This is a genomic window from Bacillus paramycoides, from assembly GCF_001884235.1.
In the GTDB taxonomy this organism is placed as follows: Bacteria; Bacillota; Bacilli; order Bacillales; family Bacillaceae_G; genus Bacillus_A; species Bacillus_A paramycoides.
In genome coordinates this window covers 25,390-51,187 of record NZ_MAOI01000031.1, presented here as the reverse complement: position 1 = coordinate 51,187, position 25,798 = coordinate 25,390, and the positions used below count along the sequence as shown (strand labels likewise).

At 34.2% G+C, this 25,798-nt stretch carries 28 protein-coding genes; 25 read left to right on the top strand and 3 right to left on the bottom strand.

The annotated features are described in order from the left end of the window. Position 1: 1 nt before the first annotated feature. The 23 genes from BAU28_RS05155 to BAU28_RS05045 all read left to right on the top strand — a co-directional run bounded on the left by BAU28_RS05155 (position 2) and on the right by BAU28_RS05045 (position 23,546). Positions 2–991: an NAD-dependent epimerase gene (locus tag BAU28_RS05155; RefSeq protein ID WP_083594544.1), complete on the top strand. Its 990-nt coding sequence runs from the start codon at positions 2–4 to the stop codon at positions 989–991. A gap of 53 nt (positions 992–1,044) precedes the next feature. Then, positions 1,045–1,905, top strand: coding sequence for an ATP-grasp fold amidoligase family protein (locus BAU28_RS05150; protein WP_083594542.1), 861 nt, complete (start codon positions 1,045–1,047; stop codon positions 1,903–1,905). Positions 1,906–2,014: 109 nt separating this feature from the next. Further along, positions 2,015–3,145, top strand: coding sequence for a glycosyltransferase family 4 protein (locus BAU28_RS05145; RefSeq protein WP_071717931.1), 1,131 nt, complete (start codon positions 2,015–2,017; stop codon positions 3,143–3,145). A gap of 22 nt (positions 3,146–3,167) precedes the next feature. Beyond that, a complete protein-coding gene (locus tag BAU28_RS05140; RefSeq protein ID WP_071717930.1) occupies positions 3,168–4,085 on the top strand; it encodes a glycosyltransferase family 2 protein in 918 nt (305 codons plus the stop codon). After that, positions 4,082–5,215 (top strand): O-antigen ligase family protein, encoded by a 1,134-nt coding sequence (locus tag BAU28_RS05135; RefSeq protein WP_071717929.1) that lies wholly within the window; start codon positions 4,082–4,084, stop codon positions 5,213–5,215. Before BAU28_RS05140 ends, BAU28_RS05135 begins: the two co-directional genes overlap by 4 nt. A gap of 247 nt (positions 5,216–5,462) precedes the next feature. After that, entirely contained in the window at positions 5,463–6,110 is a 648-nt protein-coding gene (locus BAU28_RS05130) for a CatB-related O-acetyltransferase (protein ID WP_071717928.1), read from the top strand. Further along, on the top strand, positions 6,100–7,527 hold the full coding sequence (locus tag BAU28_RS05125; RefSeq protein WP_071717927.1) for an oligosaccharide flippase family protein: 1,428 nt from the start codon (positions 6,100–6,102) through the stop codon (positions 7,525–7,527). The genes BAU28_RS05130 and BAU28_RS05125 overlap by 11 nt, the downstream gene beginning before the upstream one ends. Before the next feature lie 22 nt (positions 7,528–7,549). Beyond that, positions 7,550–8,428 (top strand): glucose-1-phosphate thymidylyltransferase RfbA, encoded by an 879-nt coding sequence (gene rfbA / locus BAU28_RS05120; RefSeq protein ID WP_071717926.1) that lies wholly within the window; start codon positions 7,550–7,552, stop codon positions 8,426–8,428. A 15-nt stretch (positions 8,429–8,443) separates the two neighbouring features. Next, on the top strand, positions 8,444–9,004 hold the full coding sequence (gene rfbC, locus BAU28_RS05115) for a dTDP-4-dehydrorhamnose 3,5-epimerase (protein WP_071717925.1): 561 nt from the start codon (positions 8,444–8,446) through the stop codon (positions 9,002–9,004). Between the two features lie 4 nt (positions 9,005–9,008). Beyond that, positions 9,009–9,863: a dTDP-4-dehydrorhamnose reductase gene (rfbD, locus tag BAU28_RS05110; protein WP_071717924.1), complete on the top strand. Its 855-nt coding sequence runs from the start codon at positions 9,009–9,011 to the stop codon at positions 9,861–9,863. Position 9,864: 1 nt separating this feature from the next. Continuing rightward, positions 9,865–10,884, top strand: a complete 1,020-nt coding sequence (rfbB, locus tag BAU28_RS05105; protein ID WP_071717923.1) for a dTDP-glucose 4,6-dehydratase — start codon at positions 9,865–9,867, stop codon at positions 10,882–10,884. Positions 10,885–11,201: 317 nt separating this feature from the next. Continuing rightward, the gene (gene tagU / locus BAU28_RS05100; protein WP_071717922.1) at positions 11,202–12,116 is read left to right on the top strand and encodes a polyisoprenyl-teichoic acid--peptidoglycan teichoic acid transferase TagU; all 915 of its coding nucleotides are present in this window, start codon (positions 11,202–11,204) and stop codon (positions 12,114–12,116) included. Positions 12,117–12,214: 98 nt separating this feature from the next. Beyond that, complete coding sequence (locus BAU28_RS05095; protein ID WP_071717921.1) at positions 12,215–13,033, top strand: SGNH/GDSL hydrolase family protein; 819 nt, start codon at positions 12,215–12,217, stop codon at positions 13,031–13,033. Between the two features lie 116 nt (positions 13,034–13,149). Then, positions 13,150–13,821, top strand: a complete 672-nt coding sequence (locus tag BAU28_RS05090) for a response regulator transcription factor (RefSeq protein ID WP_002174275.1) — start codon at positions 13,150–13,152, stop codon at positions 13,819–13,821. Positions 13,822–13,832: 11 nt separating this feature from the next. Further along, positions 13,833–15,263, top strand: a complete 1,431-nt coding sequence (locus BAU28_RS05085; protein WP_071717920.1) for a HAMP domain-containing sensor histidine kinase — start codon at positions 13,833–13,835, stop codon at positions 15,261–15,263. A 66-nt stretch (positions 15,264–15,329) separates the two neighbouring features. Continuing rightward, positions 15,330–16,112 carry a DUF3919 family protein gene (locus tag BAU28_RS05080; RefSeq protein ID WP_071717919.1) on the top strand — a complete coding sequence of 261 codons (783 nt, stop codon included), beginning with the start codon at positions 15,330–15,332 and terminating at the stop codon, positions 16,110–16,112. After that, entirely contained in the window at positions 16,109–17,143 is a 1,035-nt protein-coding gene (locus BAU28_RS05075; protein ID WP_071717918.1) for an ABC transporter substrate-binding protein, read from the top strand. The genes BAU28_RS05080 and BAU28_RS05075 overlap by 4 nt, the downstream gene beginning before the upstream one ends. 19 nt (positions 17,144–17,162) lie before the next feature. Continuing rightward, complete coding sequence (gene pgtP, locus BAU28_RS05070; RefSeq protein ID WP_071717917.1) at positions 17,163–18,497, top strand: MFS transporter; 1,335 nt, start codon at positions 17,163–17,165, stop codon at positions 18,495–18,497. A 242-nt stretch (positions 18,498–18,739) separates the two neighbouring features. Further along, positions 18,740–19,930 (top strand): efflux RND transporter periplasmic adaptor subunit, encoded by a 1,191-nt coding sequence (locus tag BAU28_RS05065; RefSeq protein WP_071717916.1) that lies wholly within the window; start codon positions 18,740–18,742, stop codon positions 19,928–19,930. Further along, positions 19,927–20,607: an ABC transporter ATP-binding protein gene (locus tag BAU28_RS05060; RefSeq protein WP_071717915.1), complete on the top strand. Its 681-nt coding sequence runs from the start codon at positions 19,927–19,929 to the stop codon at positions 20,605–20,607. The genes BAU28_RS05065 and BAU28_RS05060 overlap by 4 nt, the downstream gene beginning before the upstream one ends. After that, positions 20,604–21,803 (top strand): ABC transporter permease, encoded by a 1,200-nt coding sequence (locus BAU28_RS05055; protein ID WP_071717914.1) that lies wholly within the window; start codon positions 20,604–20,606, stop codon positions 21,801–21,803. Before BAU28_RS05060 ends, BAU28_RS05055 begins: the two co-directional genes overlap by 4 nt. Before the next feature lie 124 nt (positions 21,804–21,927). After that, a complete protein-coding gene (gene yknW / locus BAU28_RS05050) occupies positions 21,928–22,593 on the top strand; it encodes a YknW family membrane protein (RefSeq protein WP_071717913.1) in 666 nt (221 codons plus the stop codon). A gap of 482 nt (positions 22,594–23,075) precedes the next feature. After that, entirely contained in the window at positions 23,076–23,546 is a 471-nt protein-coding gene (locus tag BAU28_RS05045) for a sigma-70 family RNA polymerase sigma factor (RefSeq protein WP_071717912.1), read from the top strand. A gap of 52 nt (positions 23,547–23,598) precedes the next feature. Here BAU28_RS05045 and BAU28_RS05040 read toward each other — a convergent pair whose 3' ends face one another. After that, a complete protein-coding gene (locus tag BAU28_RS05040; RefSeq protein ID WP_048370185.1) occupies positions 23,599–24,105 on the bottom strand; it encodes a competence protein ComK in 507 nt (168 codons plus the stop codon). A 194-nt stretch (positions 24,106–24,299) separates the two neighbouring features. Here BAU28_RS05040 and BAU28_RS05035 point away from each other — a divergent pair, with 194 nt between their 5' ends. Then, positions 24,300–24,701, top strand: a complete 402-nt coding sequence (locus tag BAU28_RS05035) for a DUF4359 domain-containing protein (protein ID WP_048370187.1) — start codon at positions 24,300–24,302, stop codon at positions 24,699–24,701. Between the two features lie 20 nt (positions 24,702–24,721). Here BAU28_RS05035 and BAU28_RS05030 read toward each other — a convergent pair whose 3' ends face one another. After that, entirely contained in the window at positions 24,722–24,937 is a 216-nt protein-coding gene (locus BAU28_RS05030) for a DUF2922 domain-containing protein (RefSeq protein ID WP_048370189.1), read from the bottom strand. A gap of 21 nt (positions 24,938–24,958) precedes the next feature. Continuing rightward, the gene (locus BAU28_RS05025) at positions 24,959–25,183 is read right to left on the bottom strand and encodes a DUF1659 domain-containing protein (RefSeq protein ID WP_002174262.1); all 225 of its coding nucleotides are present in this window, start codon (positions 25,181–25,183) and stop codon (positions 24,959–24,961) included. A gap of 111 nt (positions 25,184–25,294) precedes the next feature. Between BAU28_RS05025 and BAU28_RS05020 the strand changes: the two genes are divergently transcribed. Further along, entirely contained in the window at positions 25,295–25,780 is a 486-nt protein-coding gene (locus BAU28_RS05020; RefSeq protein WP_071717951.1) for a VanZ family protein, read from the top strand. Positions 25,781–25,798: the final 18 nt, after the last annotated feature.

Below are 25,798 nucleotides of genomic sequence, written 5' to 3'. Positions count from 1 at the left end.
AATGAATTTAAAACATGTAGATTCTAAAAAAACATATTTAATAACAGGTGCAGCCGGCTTTATCGGTATGCACCTTTCTAAACAATTATTAGAGATGGGTTGTAAGGTTATTGGATATGATAATCTTAATAACTATTATGAGGTTAGCCTTAAAGAACGTCGTTTAAATATATTAAATCAGTATGAGAAGTTTATTTTCCATAAAGCGGACTTAACTGATAAAGAGTATTTGGAGCAATTATTTGTTGAAAACGAGATTAATATTGTTATTAATCTTGCTGCACAAGCAGGTGTAAGATACAGTATTGAAAATCCAGATGCTTATATTCAATCAAATGTTGTTGGGTTTTTGAATATCCTTGAAATGTGTAGACATCATAAAGTAGAACATTTGCTTTATGCATCATCAAGTTCGGTATATGGTGCAAACAAAAAAATACCGTTTTCAACAGAAGACCAAGTGGATAATCCAGTTAGCTTATATGCAGCAACAAAAAAATCAAATGAATTAATGGCTCATACATATAGCCACTTGTATAATGTGCCAACAACTGGCTTACGTTTCTTCACTGTTTATGGACCTTATGGAAGACCAGATATGGCGTATTTCTCTTTCACAAAAGCGATTATGGACGGAAAACCTATAAAAGTATTTAATAATGGTGATATGTATCGAGATTTTACGTATATTGATGATATTGTAGACGGTATTATTAAGTTGTTAGAGAACTCGCCTGTCCTTAATAATAAGGAATTACCATATAAAGTTTATAATATTGGAAATAATAAACCTGTAAAATTGTTAGATTTTATTCAGGCTATTGAATCTGCAGTAGGTAAAGAAGCGGTCAAAGAGTATTATCCGATGCAACCAGGAGATGTTTATCAAACATATGCAGATGTTTCAGATTTGATTAATGATGTAGGGTTTAAGCCAGATACTCCCATTCAAGAGGGAATAAATAAATTTGTTGAGTGGTTTGAAAATTAATAACCAAGGTAAAGTAATAGAAAAGTATATTTAAAATATAGGGAATGATTATTTTGAACGAAAGAATTAAATATAAGTTATCAAAAGCACTATCACTCTTTCCAGATCGTCAATACTGTACACTTACTTTTTTGCTGAAAAATAGAAGATTCCCTGATTTAAAAAATCCTGTCTATTTTAATGATAAATTACTTTTTTTGAAGTTAAATAATCATAATCCAGTTATGAAAAAAGTAGTTGATAAGTATGAAGTTAGAGCTTATATAAAAGAAAAATTAGGGGAAGAATACTTGGCTCCTTTAATAGGGGTGTATTCGGATCCTAAAGAAGTTGATTTTGAAAAATTACCCAATAAGTTTGCACTGAAGTTAGCATCAGGCTCTCAATATAATATTATTTGTCAGGATAAAGGGAAATTGGATTGGGAAGAATCTGCTAATAAATTAACGAAATGGTTAAAGCTCGATCCTTATATGAGGACTAGGGAATGGCAATATAAAGATTTACCATCACGTTTTGTAATAGAGGAATACATCGAGGATTCTCAAGGCAATACTTATGATTATAAATTTTGGTGTTTTAATGGGGAACCTAAGCTTGTTCAAGTAGATACAGATCGGTTTGGGGAACATAAAAGAAGTATGTTCGATATTAATTTTAACGATAAGCATTTAGATGTGAAAATTGGTCATGAAAATATTGATAAGCCTATAGAGAAACCTAAAAATTATGAGCAAATGGTTGAAATTGCTAGCAAACTATCAAAAGGTTTTCCATTTGTTCGGGTTGATTTATATAACTTAGATGGGAAAATTTATTTTGGTGAAATGACTTTTTATCCAGGCAACTGTAATGAAAAAATCGAACCAATTAAATATGAAAAAATTATTGGAGATATGCTCCAGATTAGATAAATTCAAAGTATATAATTGAAAAAGCACCATTGACTATGGGATGTAAAAGTATTTTTGAAAGAATTTGATCTATAGAATTGTAAAATTATTAATATTGAAGGTGACTTAAATGAAGGTTTTAATTTATGATGCATATGCTAAATCTTCACCTATAGGTGGATCGAATATAAGTCTAATTGATTTTTTAAAGGTTCAAAAAGAAAAAACAGAAATTGAATACTATTTTTTAACTAACCAATTAAATAAGCAATACTATGAAAAATATATAAAACCTTTAGGCGTTAAAGAAATGTATATGAAGTTCCCGAAAAAATTATTAGTGTATGGAAAAGTATATGAGAAGAATAATTTTAGTAGGTTATCTTTGATATTATTTACAATGTTCTCATTTAGTATAAAATTTGCATACTTATTAAGAAAAAAGAAAATTGATAAAATAATTGGTAATGAACTACGAGCTAGCTTAACTGTAGGACTTGGAGCGCTTATTGCTAAGAAAGAATTAATTACATTTGTTAGAAGTGATTATGGATTAAATTCAAAGCTAAACAAATTAAGTTTAAGCCTTTCTTCAAAAGTTATCTGTATATCTAATGGGATATACGAATTATTGGATGATAAGATTAAACGAAAAGCAAAAATAATTAATGAATCTGTCGAAATAAGTAGTCCTTTAGTAAAATCATATCGAACAAGTACAGTAAACATTCTTAATATAGCAAATATTGCTCCGTATAAAAATCAAATAACTTTAATTAAAGCAATTGGGTTAGTTGTGAAAAAATACAAAGATGTAAAACTATATATAATAGGGGAAAAATTGGACAAAAAATGTTTAGATGAACTATTAGGTTATATAGAGAAGAACAATCTACGGAATTATATAGAGTTTACAGGTTTTCAGTCGGATATAAATAAATTTTTATCCATAGGTGATATCTATGTACAACCTTCACTTAATGAGGGATTGGGAAGGAGTATAATAGAAGCTCAACTTTTTGGGATGCCTGTTATAGGTAGCGATATCCCAGGAATACAATCAGTAATTAGAAATGAATTTAATGGTTTACTCTTTAATGCAGAGGATGAGATTGAACTATCTAATAAGATAATAGAATTAATAGGTGATAAAGATAAAAGAATTTTGCTGGGCACGAACGGAAGAAAATTTATGGAGCAAAATTTCAATTTAGAAACAAATGCTCGGCAAATAGAGGAATATCTACGGAAAGTGATATGAATTTAATATAAAGGTGAAGAATATGACTAATAAGGTTGCAGTGGTTATTTTAAACTATAAAAATATTAAAGAAACATTAAGGGCTATAGAAGAATTTAAAGAACAAACAGACGAGGTAGAGATTGTTGTTGTTGATAATGATTCTCAGGATGAATCTCATAATATTTTATCTAAGAAAAGGGATATAATATATATTCAAACAAATGAAAATTTAGGGTATGCAAAAGGAAATAATGTGGGTATTAAATATGTCGTTGATAATATGGATGTGAATTTTATTATCGTTTCAAATAATGATATTCATTTACCTATGAAAAATACAATTGCAATGTTAAAAAATATAGTTGGAACATTACCGTCTGATTGGGGATATTTAGGAACGACCATAAAGAATATTGATGGAACTTTAGCACAATATTATCCAAAAAAACATACAACGTTGGTAGAGAGATTCATTAACACTACTTTATTTGGAATACCTTTAAGGAAACTTTATAATAATATCACTACGAAAGATTTAAAAACAAAGGGTGTTTTTGAATCAGAAATTGTTTCAGGGGCTTTCTTTCTTTTAAATGCAAAAGCTGTAGAACGTATAGGGGCTTTTGATCCATACACTTTCTTGTACGGGGAAGAGCGTATTTTAGCAAAAAAATATTATGAAAAAGGGTACAAAGGTTTTATAACAAGTGATGTATATGTGGTACATGAAAACGCAGCAACTACTAAAAAATATCCCTCAATCTCTTATGTGAATGGTTTAAAAGGGGAGTATTACTACTTTGTTAAATATACAGAGATAAATAAATTTAAACAAAAGCTTTTAATATTAGTGAGGTTAATGGATACAATGAGTCGAGTTATTATAAGAAATGTTAGTATGAAAACTTTTAATAAAACATTAGAAATGTATATTGAAATACAAAGGGAGTTAAAATGAGTTATTTATTTACAATTTTTCTGTTACTCTCCTTAATGTATCCAGAAGTCTTATCTCCACAATTAATTATTATTGTATGTTTGATAGGCGTATTTGTATCATTAATAAAAAATAACTTATTAATGATAAAGAGTTTAGCGTATATCCATGTACTTTGGATAATCTTTTTTATCCTATTAGGCTTAAGTTATTTTCATTATCATAATGATCAATTTTATGCGGAAGTTTTATTATTCATTTGTTTAGCTGGAAGCATGTATATTGGAATTTTGACGGGCATTAATTTTAAAAAAAATTTATTATATGTTTTTGTTGGTTGGGTATCGATTATACAATTTCAATTATTTACAAAAAATTCAATTGATCAGGTGCTTAATGAAAGGTGGACAATAACCACTGGCTGGCTGAATTCTAATGCTGTGGGAGCAATGTTAGTATTTTCAATTCCCTTACTTTTTTTATGTTTTTTTGCAACAAAATCTAAACTAATTAAAATACTAATAGTATCAGAGGTATTTATTAGTATTTTAATTGTTTTTTTGCTGAGTAGTAGAGGAGCACTTTTAAGTTTAAGTGTAATTTTAATTTTTACATTTTTAATATCAAAAAATAAACTTAGAAAGATTTTAATAATTGTACCATTCTTAGTAATAATTACACCTATAATTTTAAGTGTTGATATTGTGCAGCAATCTGTTGAATTAACCTTTAAGCGGATTAATTCTTCAGGTTTAAATGGTAGAGAAGTACTGTGGAGTGAAGGGATAGAGTTGATTAAAAATAACCCGATTTATGGGATAGGTGCTAGGAATGGAATGGCGATTGATTTACATAATCCCTTATTACAAATTGCCATGCATTATGGAGTTTTTATGGTAGTACCATTTATGGCTTTAATATTATCGCCCCTAGTATTAATAAAGAGAAAGCAGTTTAAAGAACTATCTATAGCATGTATTTTTGCTACTTATATAGCTATATTAGTTCAATCTTCATTAGAGGCTATTCTTACACCGTTGATAGCAGGATCGGTAGGATGGTACTTTATTGGTCTAATTTATGGTGTTCTGGTTAAATATAGAGTGGATAGTGATTTTCACGATATAAAGATAAGCGAAAGAAGGAAGTGAATTTTAATTTTTAGGTAGTTAGCTAATGTTTGAATTATAAAGATCAATCAGGGGAAAGTGTTTACATAACAATTTGTTTTTATTCATTAATTGTTAATACACTTTCCTTATTATTATTTAATGTACAATATTATAGGGATTATGATAGAGTAGGTTATTTAAATTTTAATATTTTGAAGATCTATTAATTTTGAAATATATATATAACTCCAAAATATTAAAAGAAACCTGTATAGGAGGAGTGAAAATGTTAAGAGCGCTTAAAAATGAATTTAAGCTAAATATTTTTAGGAGGAAATTTAAAAAACGTTTTGTTACAAACCTTATACCAACAAGGATTTTCAATTTAAATGTGGTGAAAAAGGTTGGAGAATACTCCTACGGTCCGCTGCATGTAATGACTTGGAATAACCTAAAGGAAGAATTATACATAGGAAACTTTGTTTCAATTGCTAATGATGTAATTATTCAATTAGGAGGGAATCACGAAATGGATAAAATATCCACATTCCCTTTTAAAACAAGATTGAATATAGGTCAGGAAGATATTGCATGGAGTAAAGGCCCTGTTATAATCGACGATGATGTATGGATTGGAAGTAGATCTTTAATACTATCTGGAGTACATATTGGTCAAGGGGCTGTGATTGCCGCAGGAAGTGTAGTGACAAAAAATATCCCTCCATATGCGATTGTAGGAGGAAACCCAGCAAAAGTAATTAAATATCGTTTTAGTGATGAGGTCATTAATCAGCTGTTATTGAAAGTTGATTACAAAAAGGTTAATGAAAAAAACATTAATGAATTTGTTAATATTTCCTCTAAACGGATAAATTTGAAAGTAATTGAGGAAATTGTGGATGTATTGAATGGAGAACAATCTAATGCCAAGTAATAGTAGTTTTGTAAAGGGCAGCCTTAGAAATATTTCATATACCTTTATTGCACAAGGAATAGCTCTTACTATAAGTCTTATTAAAGCTTTATGGATTCCGAAAATACTTGGAATTGAGGAGTTTTCCTACTGGCAACTATTTTTATTTTATAGTAGCTATGTGGGATTTTTTCAATTTGGATTAAATGATGGAATATATTTAAGATATGGTGGAAAGAAATTTGAACACCTTGATAAACCTTTATTTCGTTCGCAATTTTGGATACTAGTAGTATCTCAAGTTATTTTAGCGATTTTAATTATCATTTTTTCAAATATATTTGTTGTAGATGATAATAGACTAATTGTTTTAATAATTACTTCTATGTGTATGTTTTTTACTGGTACATCCGCCTTTTTTTGGTTTGTCTTTCAAAGTACTAATAAGATTAAAGAATACGCATTGTCAGTGGTCGTTGAAAAATTTACATTCCTTATAATTGTCTTAATTTTATTGGTAATGAGGAAGGGGAATTTCGAATACTTTGTCCTGGCTGATCTAGTATCACGTATATGCGGGCTAATTTTTTGTATTGTTATAGGAAAAGAATTAATTGTTGGACAGATTTCCTCTTGGAAAATTGCAATTTCAGAAATGATAAGTAATGTTTCAGTTGGGATGAAACTTATGTTTGCAAATATAGCGAGTATGTTAATAATTGGTGTTGGTAGATTTGTTGTTGATTATAGATGGGGAATTAATGCATTTGGAGAGTTCTCTTTATCTTTGTCAATAGTTAGCATGATTTTATTATTTATAAATGCGGTGAGTATTGTTTTATTCCCGGCACTTAGAAGAGTGGGAGAAGATAGGCTATCAGAAACGTATAGTTTAATAAGAACTATACTTATAACATTACTTTGTGGATTTTTAATTTTTTATATCCCAATTCAATATATTTTAACTGCATGGTTACCTGAATATTCTAGGAGTCTGAAATATCTAGCGATCCTATTTCCTATATGTGTATTTGATGGAAAGATGCAAATGCTTGTATCTACATATTTAAAGGTCCTCAGAAAAGAAGGTATATTACTCAAAATAAATATAATTGCGCTACTGTGCAGTTTATTAGTTTGTAGTATTGCAGTCGTTATTTCGGATAATCTAAATCTTGTGATAGTTTCTTTGGTGGTTGTAGTAATAGCTAGATGTGTACTTGCTGAGTTATATTTATCTTCTAAATTAAATTTATCAATTATGAAAAACCTTATCGGTGAAATTTTATTAATGGTAGCTTTTATGATGTCTTCTTGGTATCTGGAAGGTATTTTGAGCTTATTCATATATCTAACTGCGTATTTAGTGTTTATATATTTTAATAAATATGATTTAAAGCATTCATTGAGACTAATCGGAAAAGTCTCTTCTAAGTAAAGATAAATATGGGGGGAAAAAAATGAAAGGCATAATTTTAGCAGGAGGAAGTGGTACACGTTTATATCCACTCACAATGGTTACAAGTAAACAATTACTTCCTATTTATGATAAACCAATGATTTACTATCCATTATCAACATTAATGTTAGCAGGGATTCGTGAGATTTTAATTATTTCAACACCGGAAGACACACCACGTTTTGAAGCGTTATTAGGTGATGGTTCTCAATTCGGTATTTCTCTTCAATATAAGGTACAACCGAGCCCTGACGGTTTAGCACAAGCATTTATTATTGGTGAAGAGTTTATTGGTAATGATTCTGTTGCTATGGTATTAGGAGACAATATTTATTATGGTAGCGGGCTTCGTAAAATGCTACAACGTGCGGCGAATAAGGAAAAAGGCGCTACAGTTTTCGGATATCATGTAAACGATCCAGAGCGTTTTGGGGTAGTTGAGTTTGATGGGAATGGAAAAGTACTAAGTGTAGAGGAAAAGCCTCAGGAACCAAAATCTAACTACGCAATTACTGGATTATATTTCTATGATAATCGCGTAGTTGAAATTGCAAAAAATGTAAAACCATCGGTTAGAGGAGAGTTGGAAATTACATCTATAAATGAGGCGTATTTAAATAGTGGTGAATTAGAGGTTGAGCTATTAGGACGTGGTTATACATGGTTAGATACGGGAACTCATAAGAGTCTAGTAGATGCAACAAACTTTGTAAAAACAGTTGAGGACCATCAAGGAATTAAAATTGCAGCTCTTGAAGAGATTGGATATATTAATGGCTGGATTAACAAAGAAACTCTAATTAAATCAGGTGATCAGTGCTCTAAAAATGGCTATGGTCAATATTTATTAAAGGTAGCAAACGGTAGCATTAAATATTAATCTGGAGTGAGCATAATGAAAGTTATAGACACAAACCTGCTAGGCGTAAAAGTAATTGAACCAAAAGTATTTGGCGATCATCGTGGTTGGTTTATGGAAACGTATAGCGACAAAGCAATGAAAGAAGCGGGGATTGATTTAAAATTTGTACAAGATAATCAATCGTTTTCTGCAACAAAAGGAACACTTCGTGGTTTACACTATCAATTAAATTCTAAAGCACAAACTAAGCTTGTGCGTTGTACACGTGGATCTATATTTGACGTAGCAGTCGATATTCGCAAGGGAAGCCCTACGTATGGTCAATGGTTTGGCATTGAACTAAGTGCTGAAAATAAAAAACAATTATTAATTCCAAAAGGATTCGCACATGGATTTATGACATTAACAGATGATGTTGAGGTTCAGTATAAAGTTGATGAATTGTATGCTCCTGAATGTGATCGTGGTATTGTTTGGAACGATCCTGAAGTTGGCGTTGAGTGGCCAATGGAGGTTCAACCGGTGCTATCTGAAAAAGACGAAAAAGCACCTTCATTAAAAGAAGCAGAAAATAACTTTGTATACGGGGAGTAAAAAAATGAAAGTTTTAGTAACCGGTTATAATGGTCAGCTTGGATATGACGTAGTAAAACGTGGAGAGAAGCAAGGACTAGAAATGCAAGGTATTGGAATAGAAGATTTAGACATTACAAACGAAGCTGCGGTTTATGAATTTGTAGATAATGTAAAACCAGATGCAATTATTCATTGCGCAGCATATACGGCTGTTGATAAATCTGAAGATGATAAAGAGCTTTGCTGGAATGTTAATGTAGAAGGTACAAAATACCTTGCTACAGCAGCAAAAAAATTAAATGCCAAATTTGTGTATATTAGTACAGATTATGTATTTGATGGAGAAGGAACTCATGCATTCGTAGAAACTGATACGCCGAATCCGGTTGGATACTACGGTTTAACAAAGTATGAGGGAGAAAAAGTAGTTAGAAGTCTAATAGATAACAATTTTATTGTGCGTATTTCATGGGTATTCGGTATTAATGGAAATAACTTCATTAAAACAATGCTTCGTTTAGGTGAAACACGTGATGAATTGAATGTTGTAGGAGATCAAATAGGTTCACCAACTTATACGTATGATTTAGCTCGTTTGTTAGTTGATATGGTCGTAACGGAGAAATATGGTACATATCATGCCACAAATGAAGGTTTCTGTAGTTGGGCTGAGTTTGCGCAAGAAATCTTTGAAATCGCAGGACAAGATGTGAAAGTAAATAGTATTACTACAGAAGAATATCCTACTCGTGCAGTACGTCCAAAAAATTCACGTATGTCTAAACAAAAATTAATTGATAATGGATTTAAACCATTACCAACTTGGCAAGAAGCGGTAAAACACTATATTACGCAATTACAGCAAGAGGTGAAGTAAAATGGAGAAAAAGAAAGTATTAGTAACAGGTGGAGCAGGATTTATCGGGGGAAACTTTGTACAGTATATGGTAAATAAATATCCTGATTACCATATTGTAAATCTAGATGTATTGACATATGCGGGAGATTTAACAAAGCATAAGGATATTGAAGCGAAAGAAAATTATTCATTTGCTAAGGTTGATATTGTAGACCGTCAAGCGGTCAACCAACTATTTGAACAAGAAAAATTCGATTACGTTGTACATTTTGCGGCAGAAAGTCATGTTGATCGTTCTATTGCTGAACCTGAAGTATTTATTAGTACAAATGTATTAGGAACACAAGTGTTATTAGATGCAGCAAAGGCATATGGTATAACTAAATTTGTTCACGTATCGACAGACGAAGTATACGGCGAATTAGATTTTGATCCAACAACATTCTTTACAGAAGAAACCCCTTTACAACCAAATAGTCCATATAGTGCAAGTAAAGCTTCTTCAGATTTATTAGTTAGAGCTTATCATGAAACATTTGACTTACCAATCAATATTACACGTTGTTCAAATAATTATGGACCTTTCCATTTCCCAGAAAAACTAATTCCATTAACAATTTCACGTGTATTAAATGATGAAAAAGTTCCTGTATATGGAGACGGTAAAAATATTCGTGACTGGTTACACGTTATTGATCATTGTGCTGCAATTGATCTAGTTATGCATGAGGGTGTAAATGGAGAAGTCTACAATGTCGGTGGACATAATGAACGTACAAATTTAGAGGTAGTTAAAACAATCATTAGTACGCTTGGCAAAACTGAAGAATTAATTGAGTTTGTTCAAGATCGATTAGGTCACGATAAGCGTTATGCAATTGATCCAACAAAGCTAGAGAAATTAGGTTGGAAACCAACTTACACATTTGAAACGGGAATTGCTCAAACGATTCAATGGTATTTAGATAATACCAAGTGGTGGGAACAAATTATTAGTGGTGAGTATCAAAATTACTTCAAGAAGCAATACTCATTATAATAATTAGCTAGGGGTTTGTCATAATACGATTATTATCTTATTCTAGCCTCAAATAGAAGGGATATTATATTTCTAAATAAGAATTTAAATTTATAAAATGGGTATAAACAATTTAAACTTTAAATGCTAGAATATAGAAGACTTTTTATAAGTTTGCTTGTTGATTTTACTTATAATAGTTGGAGAGTTTTAGTACAAGATAGGATATAAATGTTGATACATATGAATTAATTTTTATTTCGACTTATATTAGAATTCTTATGATACTATAAACATAAATGAATAATTAGTATATAAATTGAAAGAGGGCTAAAGGAATGAAAAAAAAGATCCTATTATGGATACTAGGCGTTATAGGGGTAATGATTATAGGTGGGGGAGTATATGCCTATAATGTATATTCCAAAGTTTCAAAAACATTAGATGAAGTTCATAAGCCGTTAAAGCGTGATAAAGACTCTAATGGTGTAGAAACAGCAAAAATTAGTAAATCAGAACCGATTTCAATCCTATTACTAGGAGCGGATGAACGTGGTGAAGATAAAGGGCGTTCAGATTCTTTAATGGTTATTACTTTAAATCCTAAAAATAACTCAATGAAGACTGTAAGTATCCCTCGTGATACATATACAGAAATCGTTGGAAAAGGGAAAAGTGATAAAATCAACCATGCTTATGCATTTGGTGGCGTAGATATGTCTGTCGCAACTGTAGAAAAGTTCTTAAATGTTCCTATTAACTATTATATTGAAGTAAATATGGAAGGTTTTAAAGATATTGTTGATGCAGTTGGTGGGGTAGATGTAAATAATGACTTAGAATTTACTGCAAACGGTCATCATTTTGCTAAAGGAAATATTCATTTGAATGGTGATGAGGCTCTAGCATTCACACGCATGCGTAAAGAAGACCCACGCGGTGACTTCGGTCGTCAAATGCGTCAACGTCAAGTGATGCAAGCTGTTATTAAGAAAGGTGCAAGCTTCTCTTCTCTAGCAAGTTATGGAGATGTACTTACAGCAATTCAAAAGAATGTGAAAACAAACTTAACGCAAGATCAAATGTTTGATATGCAAAAGAATTATAAAAATTGTCTGCAGAACAGTGAGGATATCCAAATTCCTGGTGACGGCCACAAAGCCGCGGATGGCATTTGGTACTACTATGTTCCAGATGCAGCAAAACAAGATTTAACGAATAAGTTAAGAGCACAGCTTGAATTGACTAAGTAATATGTAATAACCCAACTCCTTTGGAAGGAGTTGGGTTTATTTTTGCATGGATTTATATTAGTATTATATGTTGTGAGATTAATAGATGAGGTGAATCGATGAATAAGAAAGCAGTACTTGTCCTTGTTATTTTTGCAGTGTTTGTCGCTTCGATTGTGAGCGGTAAATTGTACTGGAATAAGAAAGTTGCAAATGCAACGGGGCAAACGAGTGAAGTAACGAAAACGAAGGCTGAAGTGAAAGATAGCGGAGCGAAGAAAGAAGAGAAAAAACAAGAAGCGAAGTCATCTTTTAATGAAGCATATGCGAAGAATTTACCCGATAAAGTGAAAGAGACGTTGAAGAAAGCTGCTGAGGAGAAGAAGGCGGTAAATCTTGTTATTGTTGGTGATGAGGCTTCTTCATCTGAAAAAGATGCTTGGGCAGCTAAGTTAACAGCTAATTTAGAAACTGCTTACGGTAAAGGTTTATGGAATGTGACAGTAAAGGAATATAAGGGTGAAAGTACGGAAGAGTTAATCGCAAATAAGCGTGATAAAGAGATTGCGAAAGACAACCCAGATGTGATTTTATTTGAACCACCATTTATTACTGATAATGGTAAAACTGGTAATGGTAACTCTGTTGCGAGTACACAGAAGTTCGTTCAAGCACTTTCTACTAGTGCAAAAGGCGCTACAATTATGATCCAACCACCAAACCCAGTGTATGGTGCGAAGAATTATCCGAAATCGATTGAAGCATTAAAGCAATTTGCGACGCAAAATGGTTATACATATGTTGATCATTGGGGAGCGTGGCCAGATGCAACAACAAAGGCTATTTTACCATACTTAAAAGAAGAATTTGGTTTCCCAAGTGCTAAAGGACATGAGGTTTGGGCACAATATGTAACGGATTATTTTGTGGCTAAATAATAAGTGAAAGAGAGAGGGTATCGTCGACAAAATATGTTCGACAATACCCTCTCTTTTTTCGTCTTATTTTTGCTATACTAAACTGTACTATAATACAGGATGGAAGGAGGAGAATGATGAAAATACTTGTAGTTGATGATGAATCGAGTATTCGTAATTTGATTCGGATGCAGTTAGAGATGGAAGGATATGAAGTATTGACGGCAGCTGACGGGAGAGAAGCTGTAGAGAGATGGAATGAGCAGCCAGATGTACTTATTTTAGATGTGATGCTTCCTGATACGGATGGGTATGAGTTATTGCGTTTATTCCGGGAGAAGGATCGTGATATTCCGGTGCTGATGTTAACAGCGAAGAGTCAGATGAATGATAAATTGCTTGGTCTTCAGCTTGGAGCTGATGATTATGTGACGAAGCCTTTTAATTATGCTGAGCTTATTCTTCGTGTGAAGAATATGAGCAGGCGTGTGAAGAAGGAGGAGACAACTGTAAGTCACGAAGTAATTCGTGCAGGTGAGTTAGTGATTTGTCCTAAGGAGAGAAAGGTACATGTCGAAGGGCAAGAAATTCAGTTAACGTACCGGGAGTTTAATTTATGTCAGTTGTTTGTTTCGAATCCGCAGCGTGTGTTTATGAGAGATGAGCTACTTGAGAAAGTATGGGGGTTTGAGTATATCGGAAATACGAGAGCGGTTGATATTATGGTGCAAAGGCTTCGAAAGAAACTAGGTAATAGTGGGGAGTATATTAAGACGATTTATGGCGTTGGCTATAAGCTGGATTGTTAAGTGGTGATGATATGTCTTTAAAACGAAATATGGTGTTTGGAATAGTTGGATTGTTGATTCCAATTCTTGTTCTTTTGTATGCAGTTGTTTATATTGCACTGGAGAAGAATGTGTATCATAATGCGGCGGATTCCTTAGAAAAGTTAAGTGTAGAAGCGCAAATTTATACGATGAATTATTTAGAGAAAGAAGCAGAAGTGGAGACACTAGGTCCTAATTCGCTTTTAATTGCTTCGTATTTAGCGAAGCGAATGGATATCCGTGTGCAGATGATTGGGAAGAATGGAGATGTTGTTGCGGATACACAAAAAGGAGCATTACTTCATCGAAATATCGATATTGAGAGTTCTTTGAAGGGAAAGAAATCTTATGTTTTCGAGGAGGGAGACCCAGCTCCAATTCTTTTGTTTTCAAGTCCGGTTTATTATGGAAACGATGTCATTGGGAGTATTCGTTTTATAAATGAGTTAACGGATGAGAAGGAAGTTTTAACAAATGTGAGTTGGACGTTTTTAATAACGTCTCTTTGTTTAGTAGCTGCTGGTATTTTCTTTGCGATTCGTTTGGCGAAGTCTCTTCATAAACCAATTGATCAGTTAAGGCAAATGGCGCATCGGCTTGCGAATGGAGATTATGAAAGTAAGATTGAGCTGAATGAGTATGTGGAAATTGCACAGCTTTCAGCATCTTTTAATGCGATGGCTGATGGAATTGAACTACATATTAAGCAACTGAAGGACGAGAAAGAGAAACAGAAAGATTTCTTAGACCGCATTACGCATGAGCTGAAAACACCGCTAACAGCGATTATCGGTTATGTAGATTTAATTCCGAGGTTACAATCAAAGGAAGATGTTCAGGAGAGTCTCCGTTATGTGGCTGTAGAAAGTGAGCGTTTATTATCACTTGTAGAGGAGTTGCTTAAATCTTCGAAGTATGGGACGAGTACGTTTGAAGTGTCACCTACAGTTGTGAATATTAAGGAGCTGGCAGAAGAAGCAATTTCTATTGTGAAACCTCGCCTGCAGCAGTTTGAAATTGAAGTTATGAATGAGTTAACAGATGTACATGTCGTTGCGGATTTTGATAAGACGAAGCAAATTTTCTTGAATGTGCTTGATAATGCGATTAAATATAGTGATGCTACGCAAATTCGTATGAATGTAATTGTAAATGAGCAGGAAGCGAAAGTTTTTGTTCATGATGATGGTATTGGTATAGATGAAGGTGTGCTTGCAGAGTGGGACGAGTTTCCAGGAGGTAAGGTGCTTCCTTCTAGTTACGGGAATGGCTACGGCCTATATATTTGTCAGGAGATTATAAATAAACAGGGCGGAAGTATGCGAATTGAGAGTAGTGAAGAAATGGGAACTACAATATTTATTACATTTTTGCTTCCGAGACGGATGGAAGACATAAAAAACTTGAAAGCGGTTAAATGATACATTTATGAAACAATTATGCGGTATTTTCGAAACAACGTTTTTTTATCTTGGAGGTAGGCAGAAATGAAAAGGCTATCATTTCAAATTCTTATGTTTGTCTTTTGTATTATTGTTTCTCTTATTTTGTTTTATGTTATTGAGAAGCAAATATATAACCGAATCACAATTGTGGATGACAAACAAGCCGTTTTACAAAGAGTGAATGAGTCCCTTCCAACTGAAGTGAAAGTAAGGCATAGTAGGTGGGGAGAAATTGTTGTAACTGATGAAGTTCGGTTGCATACGATTGTTTCATTCTTTGACCGAATTCGAATAGAGCCGAGAGAAGCGAAGAGTCAAGAACAAGTATTTACTGGAGAAGTAACGTACTTGAATGGACATAAACGTACTTTTGCAGTAGGTGACTTGTTCCAGTATGAGGCGAACGTATACGGGAAGAATGGCACGGATCCGATGATCTCAGCATTGCAAACGTATTTGTTAAGTCTGTATTATACACCAGAACGTATTAGTGATTTTTTTGCGTCAGCAAAGGATGTCATAGTACGCCAAGGTGATGTAGTACGTACTATAAATCTTACGTACATACTTGACTCTATTCGGTATGCAAAGCAAATTACGGATTACGGAGAAATTCAGAAATTATTACAGTCACAGAATGAGCCAATCGCTTATATTACTGCTTATAAAACAGGCAAACGTGTAAAGAATGAGCGGGAGGATATTCTAACTATTTCTGTGTATCCATCGTACTTTGTTGTGCAATACCTGGGTGATAATAACGGGAATGTCATGTATATGAAAGGCTCCCTAGCAGAGTTATTTGTAAAGGAGAATGTGTCATGAGAAAGATAGCCTTTTTCTTCTTTTTGCTAATAATCGGAGGAGCGATGTCTAGTTGCTCTCGAGATACAGCCTCTATTAAATATAATAAAAGTGGTCTCCCTATTTTGAATGATCGTCATCTTGTTGCGTATGTAGCTGCTCGTGAAGAAGTTGGTGAAGCTTTGCTTTCGTCATTTTGTAAACCGCGTGGATGTACGTATGAATTTATTCGTCTTTCGACAGAAGAACTTCTTCGGAGAGTGGAAGAAGAAGCTGGAAACCCGAAAGCGGATATTATTATTGGTGGTACAGTAGATGCACATCAAATGATGAAGCAAAAAAATCTTTCTATTCCTGTGATGAGCCAACATGCGAATCGTATTTCAAAAGCTGTTAAAGATAAAGACGGCTATTGGTACGGTTATGAAGTGGAGAAACTGGCAATTGCGATTAATAAAGAGCGGTGGAATGAAGAAATAGCGCCGCTCGGTCTTCCGTATCCATCAAGGTGGCAAGATTTATTAGATCCTGTGTATACGGGTAAGATTGTAATGCCAGATCCAAATGTTTCAGGTACAGCATATACGTTGTTTCAATCACTTATTGATACTTTAGGTGAAGAAGAGGCAAAAGCGTATGTAAAGAATCTTGCAGGGCAAGTTGGTGAAGTAACGGTGAATGGTTACATGCCGGCGGAACTTGTTGCGAGCGGTGAATATATGATAGGCGTCAATTTCATGGGAGATCAGAGAATGCTTCAAAAACAAGGCTTTCCAATTGTAAGTATCGTACCTGAGCAAACAGGTTTGTCTGTTAATGCGATTTCGAAGCTAAAACGTGCACCGAGTGGTATTATTGCGGATTTATTTATTGATTATTGTTTATCAGAAGACGCGGGGCACATTTTAGAAAAAGTTTCGTTTGGCGTACCAACGATGTTTGCGAAGAATGAGAAAGAAATAGAAGGTCAGCCAGTTAGAAGGACAAACCAAAATATATCAAATAGTGGAATAATCGAGATATGGAATAGACAACGTCTCTCTCAGAAGTGAGAAAAGGAGACGAAAGAATATGTTTAAATGGCTTAAGCCAGCACCTGCAATTGAGAGATTGCCAGCGAATATGATCGACCAAGTATATCGATTACTACGTATTCGTGTGTTAATCGGAATCTCAGTTGGATATGCTGCTTATTATTTAGTTCGTAGTAATTTTAATTTATCTACTACGTATTTAGTAGATGAGTATGGATTTAGTACTACACAAATCGGGTTATTAGGCGCAGTAATGGCTGTTGTTTATGGGCTAAGTAAATTCTTTATGGGAAATTTATCGGATAAGGCTTTTGCTCAACGATTTATTGCAGTAGGTTTATTTTTATCTGGGCTTGTTAATATTTGTTTCGGTTTTGCATCTTCCTTTGGGATGATTTTAACATTACTTGTTCTAAACGGTATTGTACAAGGTATGGGAGCACCACCTTGTAGTATTGTTATGACAAAATGGTTCTCAAAGAAAGAGCGTGGAACTAAAACTGGTATTTGGAATATTTCACATAACGTTGGTGGATTACTTGTTCCACCGTTTATTGGAATAGGTGTAGGTATTTTTGGTGAAAGCCATTGGCAAGGCGGCGTATTTATTTTCCCGGCGATTATCGCAATGGTAATTTCAGTTCTTGTTTGGATCAATGCGAAGGATACACCAGAATCTGAAGGTCTTCCTCCAATTGATGAATATCGTAATGACTATGAAAATCTTGAAAAAGCAGATAATGCTAATAAGATGTCATCAAAAGAAATTTTAATGAAATATGTAGTGAAAAATAAATTTGTTTGGTTCTTATGTATTGCAAACGCATTTGTTTACTTAATTCGTTTCGGTGTTATTAACTGGGTACCAATTTATTTAACAACAGTTAAAGGGTTTACAAAAACAGAAGCGCATGCAGCGTATTCAATATTTGAGGCAGCGGCAATTCCGAGTTCTTTAATTGTCGGCTTTTTAAGCGATAAATTATTCAAAGGAAAACGTATGCCACTATGTGTTATTAGTATGGCTGGAGTTGTTATTGGAACGCTTGTATATTGGCAAGCAACTAATATTTTTGTTGTCAGTATTGCAGTTTCTATTATCGGCTGTTTAATTTACGTACCACAATTTTTAATTGGTTTAAGTGCGATGGAATTAGTACCGAAATTTGCAGTAGGTACAACAGTTGGTATGTGTGGTCTGTTTGGTTATGTTGGAGGAAGCTTCGTAGCAAACGCAGCAATTGGTATTATTGTTGATCGTTCTGGCTGGGATGGTTGCTTCATGTTACTGTTAGCAGGTGGTGTATTATCAACAATATTCTTACTGATTGTTCAAATGGGACATGAGAGAAAAGGTTCTAAAGTAGCGTAATTGTTTATTAGGAAAGCTATCCAATTATCATTTTGGATGGCTTTTTCTATATAATATAATATTTCCTTAAAACTATCTTAAAAGATAGGATGTCATATTTCTAATCATTGGAATTTTTGTTACAATATAAATGAATGTGTAAAACTTTGTAAAAAGAATGTAATAATATTCATTTTGTTTTCAGAAAGTTTTATACAATTCGAATATCTATTAAACTATTAAGTTATAAAAGGAGAGAGAATATGTTACCAAATACGGTTCGTACTCCAAACAAGAAGAAGAAATGGATTATTATCGGGGTTATTGCACTAATTGTTATTGTAGCAGCGGTTAATATTTTTGTGATGCAAGGTAAGAAGAAAGGTACGGCGACGAATGATGCTGTAAGTTTTGAGAAAGTGACAGAGCGTAAGCTTAATAATACGAAGTTAATTTCTGGTCAGGTGAAGCCTGGGAATATCGAAAGTTTCTATGCGGATCCGACTAAAGGAAAAGTGAAAGATATTGCGGTGAAAGAAGGACAAGAGGTAGAGAAGGGAACGAAATTATTCTCTTATGATAATGAAGAAATTAATCTTCAAATGAAGCAAGCTGAGCTTGATCAGAAGATGGCAGATATGCGTTATGATCAAGGGAAAAAGAAGATTGATTCGTTGAAGAAAGAAATTAAGAAGGCGAAAGATAGCGGAGCTGGGAAAGAAGTAACAGACCCGATGGATGAGCAAGTAAGTGAGTTAGAGATGACACAAAAAACAACTGACCTTGAGAAAGAGAAAGGAAAGTTGCAGAAAGAAGAGTTAAATAAAAAGCAGAACGAGCTTACGATTTATAGTAATTTTTCTGGTGTTGTTCAAAAGTTAGACAAAGATGCGGCGCAAAGTTCATCTCAAGCGTTAGGTGGTCAAGGGAAGGCATTCTTACAAGTTGCTTCTAAAGATCCGTTCCAAGTTCAAGGGACATTAACAGAACTTCAGAAGTCACAAATTCAAAAGGATCAAACGTTTACTGTAACGGCGAAAGCAAATAATAAGAAGAAGTGGACAGGTAAGATTACAGAAGTAAGCGAATTCCCAACAAGTGCAGAGATGGCTCAATCGGCTGGTCTAGGTGAAGCGGCTCAAAATATGTCTCAATATACATATAAAGCAAGTCTGGATAGTCAGGATGGTTTATCTCCAGGTTATCACGTTTCTTTACAAGTAAATTTAGAGAATAAGACGATGATTGCTGTGCCAAGTAAGAGCATTGTAGAAAAAGGCGAAGATGCATTTGTTTATATCGAAGAGAAAGGAAAGCTTCGTAAACAAAATGTGAAAAAAGGTTCTACTGATGGAGACTGGACAGAGATTGTTGAAGGCGCAACAGTGGGGCAAAAGGTGGTTAAAAATCCTTCCGACAACGTGTATGACGGAATGGAAGTGAAAGAGAAATGATTACGTTAAATAATATTTCTAAAACGTATTATCAAGGGAAATTGGCAGTGCCGATTTTACATGGTATTAGTTTAACGATTCAAAGTGGTGAGTTTGTTTCTATTATGGGACCGTCTGGTTCTGGTAAATCAACGCTTATGAATATTATCGGTTGTTTGGATCGTCCAACAGAAGGTGAATATATGTTGAATGATGTGAATATCTTAACAGCAGACGAGTCAAAACTAGCTTTAATTCGTAATGAATACATCGGATTCGTATTCCAGCACTTTAATTTATTACCGCGTCTTTCCGCAGTGGAAAACGTTGAACTCCCGCTCATCTATGGTGGAGTGAAGAAAGCAGAGCGTCGTCAAAGAGCTCTTGAAGCGCTTGGAAAAGTTGGTTTAGCGGATAGGGTTCACCATTTACCAAGTGAGTTATCAGGTGGACAGAAGCAGCGTGTAGCTATCGCGAGATCGATTGCAAATAATCCAACGTTTATTATGGCCGATGAGCCGACAGGTGCGCTTGATACGAAGTCTGGTGAGCAAGTTATGAATATTTTCACGAAGCTCAATGCAGAAGGTACGACGATTGTTATGGTTACGCATGAAGAGGAAGTAGCCGCTTATTCATCTCGCCGTATTGTACTGCGAGATGGGAAAATTACAGAAGATAGAAGGTGTGCGGTATGAGTTTACTAGATAGTATAAAAATAGCTTTATCTTCTATTCTAGCTCATAAACTGCGCTCAGCTCTTACGATGCTTGGAATTATTATTGGTGTAGGTTCTATTATTACTGTCGTTGCGATTGGACAGGGCGGAGAAGCGATGCTGAAGTCAAAGATTGCTGGTTCGGGTAATAACCTAATGCCGATTCAGTTTAAACCAGATATTAATGATGAGTTTGCGATGGGTGGACATCAAGTACCAAAATTAACAGAAGAAGATATTCTTGAGGTAAAACAGGTAAAAGATGTTTCCCATGTTATTACGACGAATAATACGATGGAAACACTTGATATAAACGATAAAAAATCAATGATTAATGTTATTGGACTTGATAGTGAGTATTTTCAAGTAAATAAAGTGAAAATGGTCAAAGGGCGCTCATTAAATGAATCAGATATTTCGCAAGGGAATAACGTTGTTATGATTAGTACGAAGGCAGAAGAGACGTTATTTAAGGATGAAAATCCAGTAGGAAAAATTATTGAAATGAAAGGACAGCCGGTGCAAATTATCGGCGTCTATAAATCAGATAATGAATTTATGGGATTTGAGACTGAAGAAATATTGATTCCTCTCACTTTATGGCCTGTTTTATACGGAACAGATGAAATTCAAAGTATCGCAGTTCAAGCTAAAAATGTAGACAATTTAGAATCAGCAGGAAAAAAAGCTATTGATGTATTAAATAGTCGTAAGCCAAGTGACATTCCAGGTAAATATGAACTGGTAAACTTAAAAGAATTCCAAGAAGGAGTTTCTAAAGTTACTAACATTATGACGATGATCATTGGCGGTATCGCTGGTATTTCACTAGTCGTTGGCGGTATTGGTGTAATGAACATTATGCTCGTATCTGTAACGGAGCGTACACGTGAAATTGGGATACGTAAAGCGCTTGGAGCAACGCGTAGTAAAATTTTATTACAGTTTTTAATTGAAGCAGTTATGTTAACGCTTCTAGGTGGTTTGATTGGGATTGGTCTTGGATATGGCGGGGCATATATTGTTTCCACATTTGCGAAATGGCCACCGCTCGTTTCATGGGAAGTTGTCGTTGGGGGCGTACTGTTCTCTATGACACTCGGCATTATTTTCGGATTAATTCCAGCAAACAAAGCTGCGAAATTAGATCCAATTGAAGCACTTCGTTATGAGTAGATTATTAGTGTAGTAGAGAGGTTCTCTACTACATGTTACCGTTCTAGTGGGCGGTTCGTAGCCTCTAAATGAGGATGTGAACCGCCCGTTAGAACGGGTTATATAAATAGAAGGAGGCGTTGTAATGGAAGCGAATTTGAATACGCAAGATGTAGGTGCGAAGCCATCATTATTTGGAATGATTACATCACCAGGTGTGCAGTTTGAGAGAATGAAGACTAGTAATGCGGTTTGGGGTGCGTTTTTGATACTTGTTTTACTAGGTGGACTTATTGGTGGATTTGCTGCTTATGTATATTCTCTAACACCTGAAGCTATTAAGATTAATAAGGAATTAGGTGTTACCATTCCAGCTGCAATGACATATGGTATGGGATTCGGTGTAGGTGCTTTTGGTATGGCATTTAGTTTCCTACTTAGTGCTGTGGTGTATAAAGTGTTAATGATGTTTATGAGCAATGATACTTCTTATAAAAAATTATTGGCGATTACTGTATATTCAAGTGTTATTTCATTACTTGGTGTATTAATAAATACAATTTTAGCATTTATTTTAGGTGGATCGGCTCAAGAAATGTACACTGGCTTAGGACCGGTTTTTACTTCAAGTAGTGGTGTTGTAAAAGGTATTGTGAGTAAATTTGAAGTGTTTACAATTTGGGGATATGTGGTTACATGGCTAGGTCTTCAAATTACAGCAGGTTTAAGTAAAAAGCAGGCAACAATTATCACTATTGTCTTCTTTGTCTTAACTCTTGGGTTGGGTGCCTTACAAGGTATGTTCCAATAATAGTAGTACTTCAAGCTGCTAGAAAGAAATGCTGCGATTATAAAAAATCGCAGCATTATTTTTATAAAGCGGAGATACACATATGCTTAAGAAATTTTTAGCAAATGTTTTGTTCATGTTAGTCGTAACATTGTTAGCTGTAGAATATATGCCGAATAAGAATCCTTATATTTTTGTCAGTGTTACAAGCTGTATTTTAGCTATTGGTTTATATGGGATTGATAGACTTTTCAAAAGGGCAACTAGTGAATAGAATAGTTTACAAATGTATAAAAAGGTTCCTCCTACTATATAGGTGGAATCTTTTTTATTTTTACCCCTATTTCAAATACCCCCGATAGAATTTCAAATTCTACCTAGTGTAATTTCAAATTCCGGCATCAGCAGTTGAAATTACCCACAATGAAATTTCTTTTCTCTTTTTATATTGTAAAGGTACCGCGGAATAACAAAGAGGTATACCTTTTAGAAACGGGTACTGTGTGAAGCCAGCGACTTTTGCAGATACAGTTGTTTTGTATGAGGGTATGATTATAAATCAAATAAAGAGGTTAAATATTTATCAAGATTATGAAGAGTATTATCAATGTGGCTTAATTGGTCTTTGGCATGCTTATGAAAGGTATGAGGAAGAGAAAGGGAGTTTCCCTGCTTATGCTGTCGTAACGGTACGTGGTTATATATTGGAAAGGTTGAAGAAAGAATGTGTAGTGCAAGAGAGGTATGTATGCGTAGGAGAGTATGAGGAACGATTTAAGTGTGAAGATGCGGGAACGAGAGCGAAGGACTTTATGAGTGTGTTAGATGAGAGGGAGAGGCACATCATTTCAGAGCGATTCTTTACAGGGAAAAAGATTGGAGAGATAGCTACTGAAATGGGAATGACGTACTATCAAACGAGATGGGTATATCGACAAGCGCTTGAGAAAATGAGAGATAGTGTAAGGATGTAACAATAAGAATGGAAGGAAAGAAACATATCTCCTTCCATTCTTATTTATTATTTTAAGGTAGTAAATATAACGAGAGGTTTTTTAAATGTAGTAAATCTTTCAAGTTCATCTGGGATAATACATGCCCTGATTTCAAAAATTGCTGCTTTAACTTATGGGTACTTATGTGCATTGTTACGGTAGTTCCGTTTAAAAAATGAATGTTAGCTTTGTTAATTTTTTTGAAAAACTCTATATCATCTATCTGGTTATAGAACAACCAAATACAGTTTGGAGACGAAGGAGATTCTGTTGGGAACGCACAAATATATTCTCTGTGATTAATCGGAATCGGAACATTTTGTTTGAGCTTAAAGTTTGCTTGTATTGCATCACGTCTACCTTGATAAGTAGAATGAACAGTTGTTAGACAAGACTTCTTGATGAGTTGTAGACCTGTTTGGCATGAGTACAGATGGTTACCGCTACTGTCGATAATTTTTGTTCGGTAATAAGGGTGTTTGTACGGCTCAAGCATCATTGTAGAACTAGAAATAAAAATATTATTTTCATTATCCATAAGTCTAAATCCTCCTCTATGTAAGTTTTTTATTCTGAATATAATTATATACAAATGATATGAATTTACTGTTAATCTTCTGTTGCGTATTGTAAATTTTTATTGTTGGTTTACAATCAATAGATGATGGTCTTTCTAATTTGCATCGCTTGTACATATATATGAAAATAGAAAAGAGTAGGCGGTGAGATAGTATGAAGAAAAAGTATATTATTATTATGGCTCTTGTTGTTGTTCTCCTAGTTTATTTAGCAAATAGTAACCCGAGTAAAGGGGAATATACAGATTGGGCAGCAAAACAATTTATGAAACGTAATGATGTGAGTAAGAAGCTAGACGAGGTTCAAAAAGAAAACGAAGAGGGTCTCCTTGGCGACTTAGCATCGGCGGGTAAGAAGTTGGCGAAAAAGTATGTTGAGCCACAAGTTGGGTTAGTAATCGATCATTATACAAAACGAAATGATTATATTTTCTTCTCAACGTATACGACAGAGTTTGATTTAGGTGGGGAACATTATAAATATGTTTGCGTTGGTCTTTCAAAGATATTTATCCCGATTGAAATGCCGAAGAAAAAAGACGAATCTGCGAAATGATGCAGATTCGTCTTTTTGATTTACGGAGTAATAGAAACTTCAGATACGTTTCTTTCTACGAGGCGTGCTCCTTTTTTACGGGTGTTTTCACTAATTGATGAAAAAACAGACGATGAAAGAATTGTGTCCATTACTTCAGTTACTATTTGTGCATTGACCGGTGTGGTGGGATTATCGATAGAAAAAACAACTGTTTTTCCATCTTCTTTCGCAAAAATTAACTCGAGTACTTGCATTCTTTATTCCCTCCTTTTTATTTATAGATTAGAAAGGTCTGACGTACTTACAAGTTGTACAGCGTGAAGTGGTGATCCTTGTAATGAAGCAAGGGCGCGTGCTACTGCATGTACTTTTTCTAAATCTGCTGTTGTTTTAACACGTTTGAATTGCTTGTTCTTAACAACTGTTTTTCCGTTTTTGTCTAATCCGCCATTTAATACGAGACGTAAAGTTAAGTCCATTACGATTTGTTCAACTGCCATGTTTATCACCCCCTTTCACTTTATAAATAGGGAGTGAATGTCATGTTTTGGCGTGAAATTTTTTCTTTTTTTTGGTACTCTTATAAGAACAAGAGAGGAGCTTTCGGGAGAATGAATCGTAAATGGTTATTTTGGATTCCTGTATTATTATGGATGGGGCTTATTTTCTATTCTTCAGCACAGCCATATAAAAAACAGGATATGCGCTCGGATATTGAGCAATATGTGAATGTTGAGTTTGTGAAAGAACATTTTTCATGGGTATCTATCGATTATGGTGGAGGTACACCTGTTAGTATCGCAAATAAAGGTGTAGGTGGCTTTATTGAGTTTTTCCTTCGTAAAGGTGCTCATTTTATGGTGTTCTTTATGCTTGGTTCATTGACGTATTATGCTTTTCATCGATCGGGTTGTTCGAGAAAACGGTGCTTTGTGTACGCCCTCCTTTTCGTTGCAGGATATGCAACATTTGATGAAATTCATCAATGGTTTACAGGGGATCGTACACCGATGTGGCAAGATTCATTGCTTGATACGTGCGGCGGATTAACAGGAATTATAATAAGCAATTGGTTTTGGCATAGAAAAAGGAGCTAATCTCAGTTAGAGATTTGC

Coding starts and splice junctions, on each gene's coding strand:
- BAU28_RS05155 (WP_083594544.1), top strand. CDS start 2: ATGAATTTAAAACATGTAGATTCTAAAAAAACATATTTAATAACAGGT.
- BAU28_RS05145 (WP_071717931.1), top strand. CDS start 2,015: ATGAAGGTTTTAATTTATGATGCATATGCTAAATCTTCACCTATAGGT.
- BAU28_RS05140 (WP_071717930.1), top strand. CDS start 3,168: ATGACTAATAAGGTTGCAGTGGTTATTTTAAACTATAAAAATATTAAA.
- BAU28_RS05135 (WP_071717929.1), top strand. CDS start 4,082: ATGAGTTATTTATTTACAATTTTTCTGTTACTCTCCTTAATGTATCCA.
- BAU28_RS05130 (WP_071717928.1), top strand. CDS start 5,463: ATGTTAAGAGCGCTTAAAAATGAATTTAAGCTAAATATTTTTAGGAGG.
- BAU28_RS05125 (WP_071717927.1), top strand. CDS start 6,100: ATGCCAAGTAATAGTAGTTTTGTAAAGGGCAGCCTTAGAAATATTTCA.
- rfbA (WP_071717926.1), top strand. CDS start 7,550: ATGAAAGGCATAATTTTAGCAGGAGGAAGTGGTACACGTTTATATCCA.
- rfbC (WP_071717925.1), top strand. CDS start 8,444: ATGAAAGTTATAGACACAAACCTGCTAGGCGTAAAAGTAATTGAACCA.
- rfbD (WP_071717924.1), top strand. CDS start 9,009: ATGAAAGTTTTAGTAACCGGTTATAATGGTCAGCTTGGATATGACGTA.
- rfbB (WP_071717923.1), top strand. CDS start 9,865: ATGGAGAAAAAGAAAGTATTAGTAACAGGTGGAGCAGGATTTATCGGG.
- tagU (WP_071717922.1), top strand. CDS start 11,202: ATGAAAAAAAAGATCCTATTATGGATACTAGGCGTTATAGGGGTAATG.
- BAU28_RS05095 (WP_071717921.1), top strand. CDS start 12,215: ATGAATAAGAAAGCAGTACTTGTCCTTGTTATTTTTGCAGTGTTTGTC.
- BAU28_RS05090 (WP_002174275.1), top strand. CDS start 13,150: ATGAAAATACTTGTAGTTGATGATGAATCGAGTATTCGTAATTTGATT.
- BAU28_RS05085 (WP_071717920.1), top strand. CDS start 13,833: ATGTCTTTAAAACGAAATATGGTGTTTGGAATAGTTGGATTGTTGATT.
- BAU28_RS05080 (WP_071717919.1), top strand. CDS start 15,330: ATGAAAAGGCTATCATTTCAAATTCTTATGTTTGTCTTTTGTATTATT.
- BAU28_RS05075 (WP_071717918.1), top strand. CDS start 16,109: ATGAGAAAGATAGCCTTTTTCTTCTTTTTGCTAATAATCGGAGGAGCG.
- pgtP (WP_071717917.1), top strand. CDS start 17,163: ATGTTTAAATGGCTTAAGCCAGCACCTGCAATTGAGAGATTGCCAGCG.
- BAU28_RS05065 (WP_071717916.1), top strand. CDS start 18,740: ATGTTACCAAATACGGTTCGTACTCCAAACAAGAAGAAGAAATGGATT.
- BAU28_RS05060 (WP_071717915.1), top strand. CDS start 19,927: ATGATTACGTTAAATAATATTTCTAAAACGTATTATCAAGGGAAATTG.
- BAU28_RS05055 (WP_071717914.1), top strand. CDS start 20,604: ATGAGTTTACTAGATAGTATAAAAATAGCTTTATCTTCTATTCTAGCT.
- yknW (WP_071717913.1), top strand. CDS start 21,928: ATGGAAGCGAATTTGAATACGCAAGATGTAGGTGCGAAGCCATCATTA.
- BAU28_RS05040 (WP_048370185.1), bottom strand. CDS start 24,105: ATGGATAATGAAAATAATATTTTTATTTCTAGTTCTACAATGATGCTT.
- BAU28_RS05035 (WP_048370187.1), top strand. CDS start 24,300: ATGAAGAAAAAGTATATTATTATTATGGCTCTTGTTGTTGTTCTCCTA.
- BAU28_RS05030 (WP_048370189.1), bottom strand. CDS start 24,937: ATGCAAGTACTCGAGTTAATTTTTGCGAAAGAAGATGGAAAAACAGTT.
- BAU28_RS05025 (WP_002174262.1), bottom strand. CDS start 25,183: ATGGCAGTTGAACAAATCGTAATGGACTTAACTTTACGTCTCGTATTA.
- BAU28_RS05020 (WP_071717951.1), top strand. CDS start 25,295: ATGAATCGTAAATGGTTATTTTGGATTCCTGTATTATTATGGATGGGG.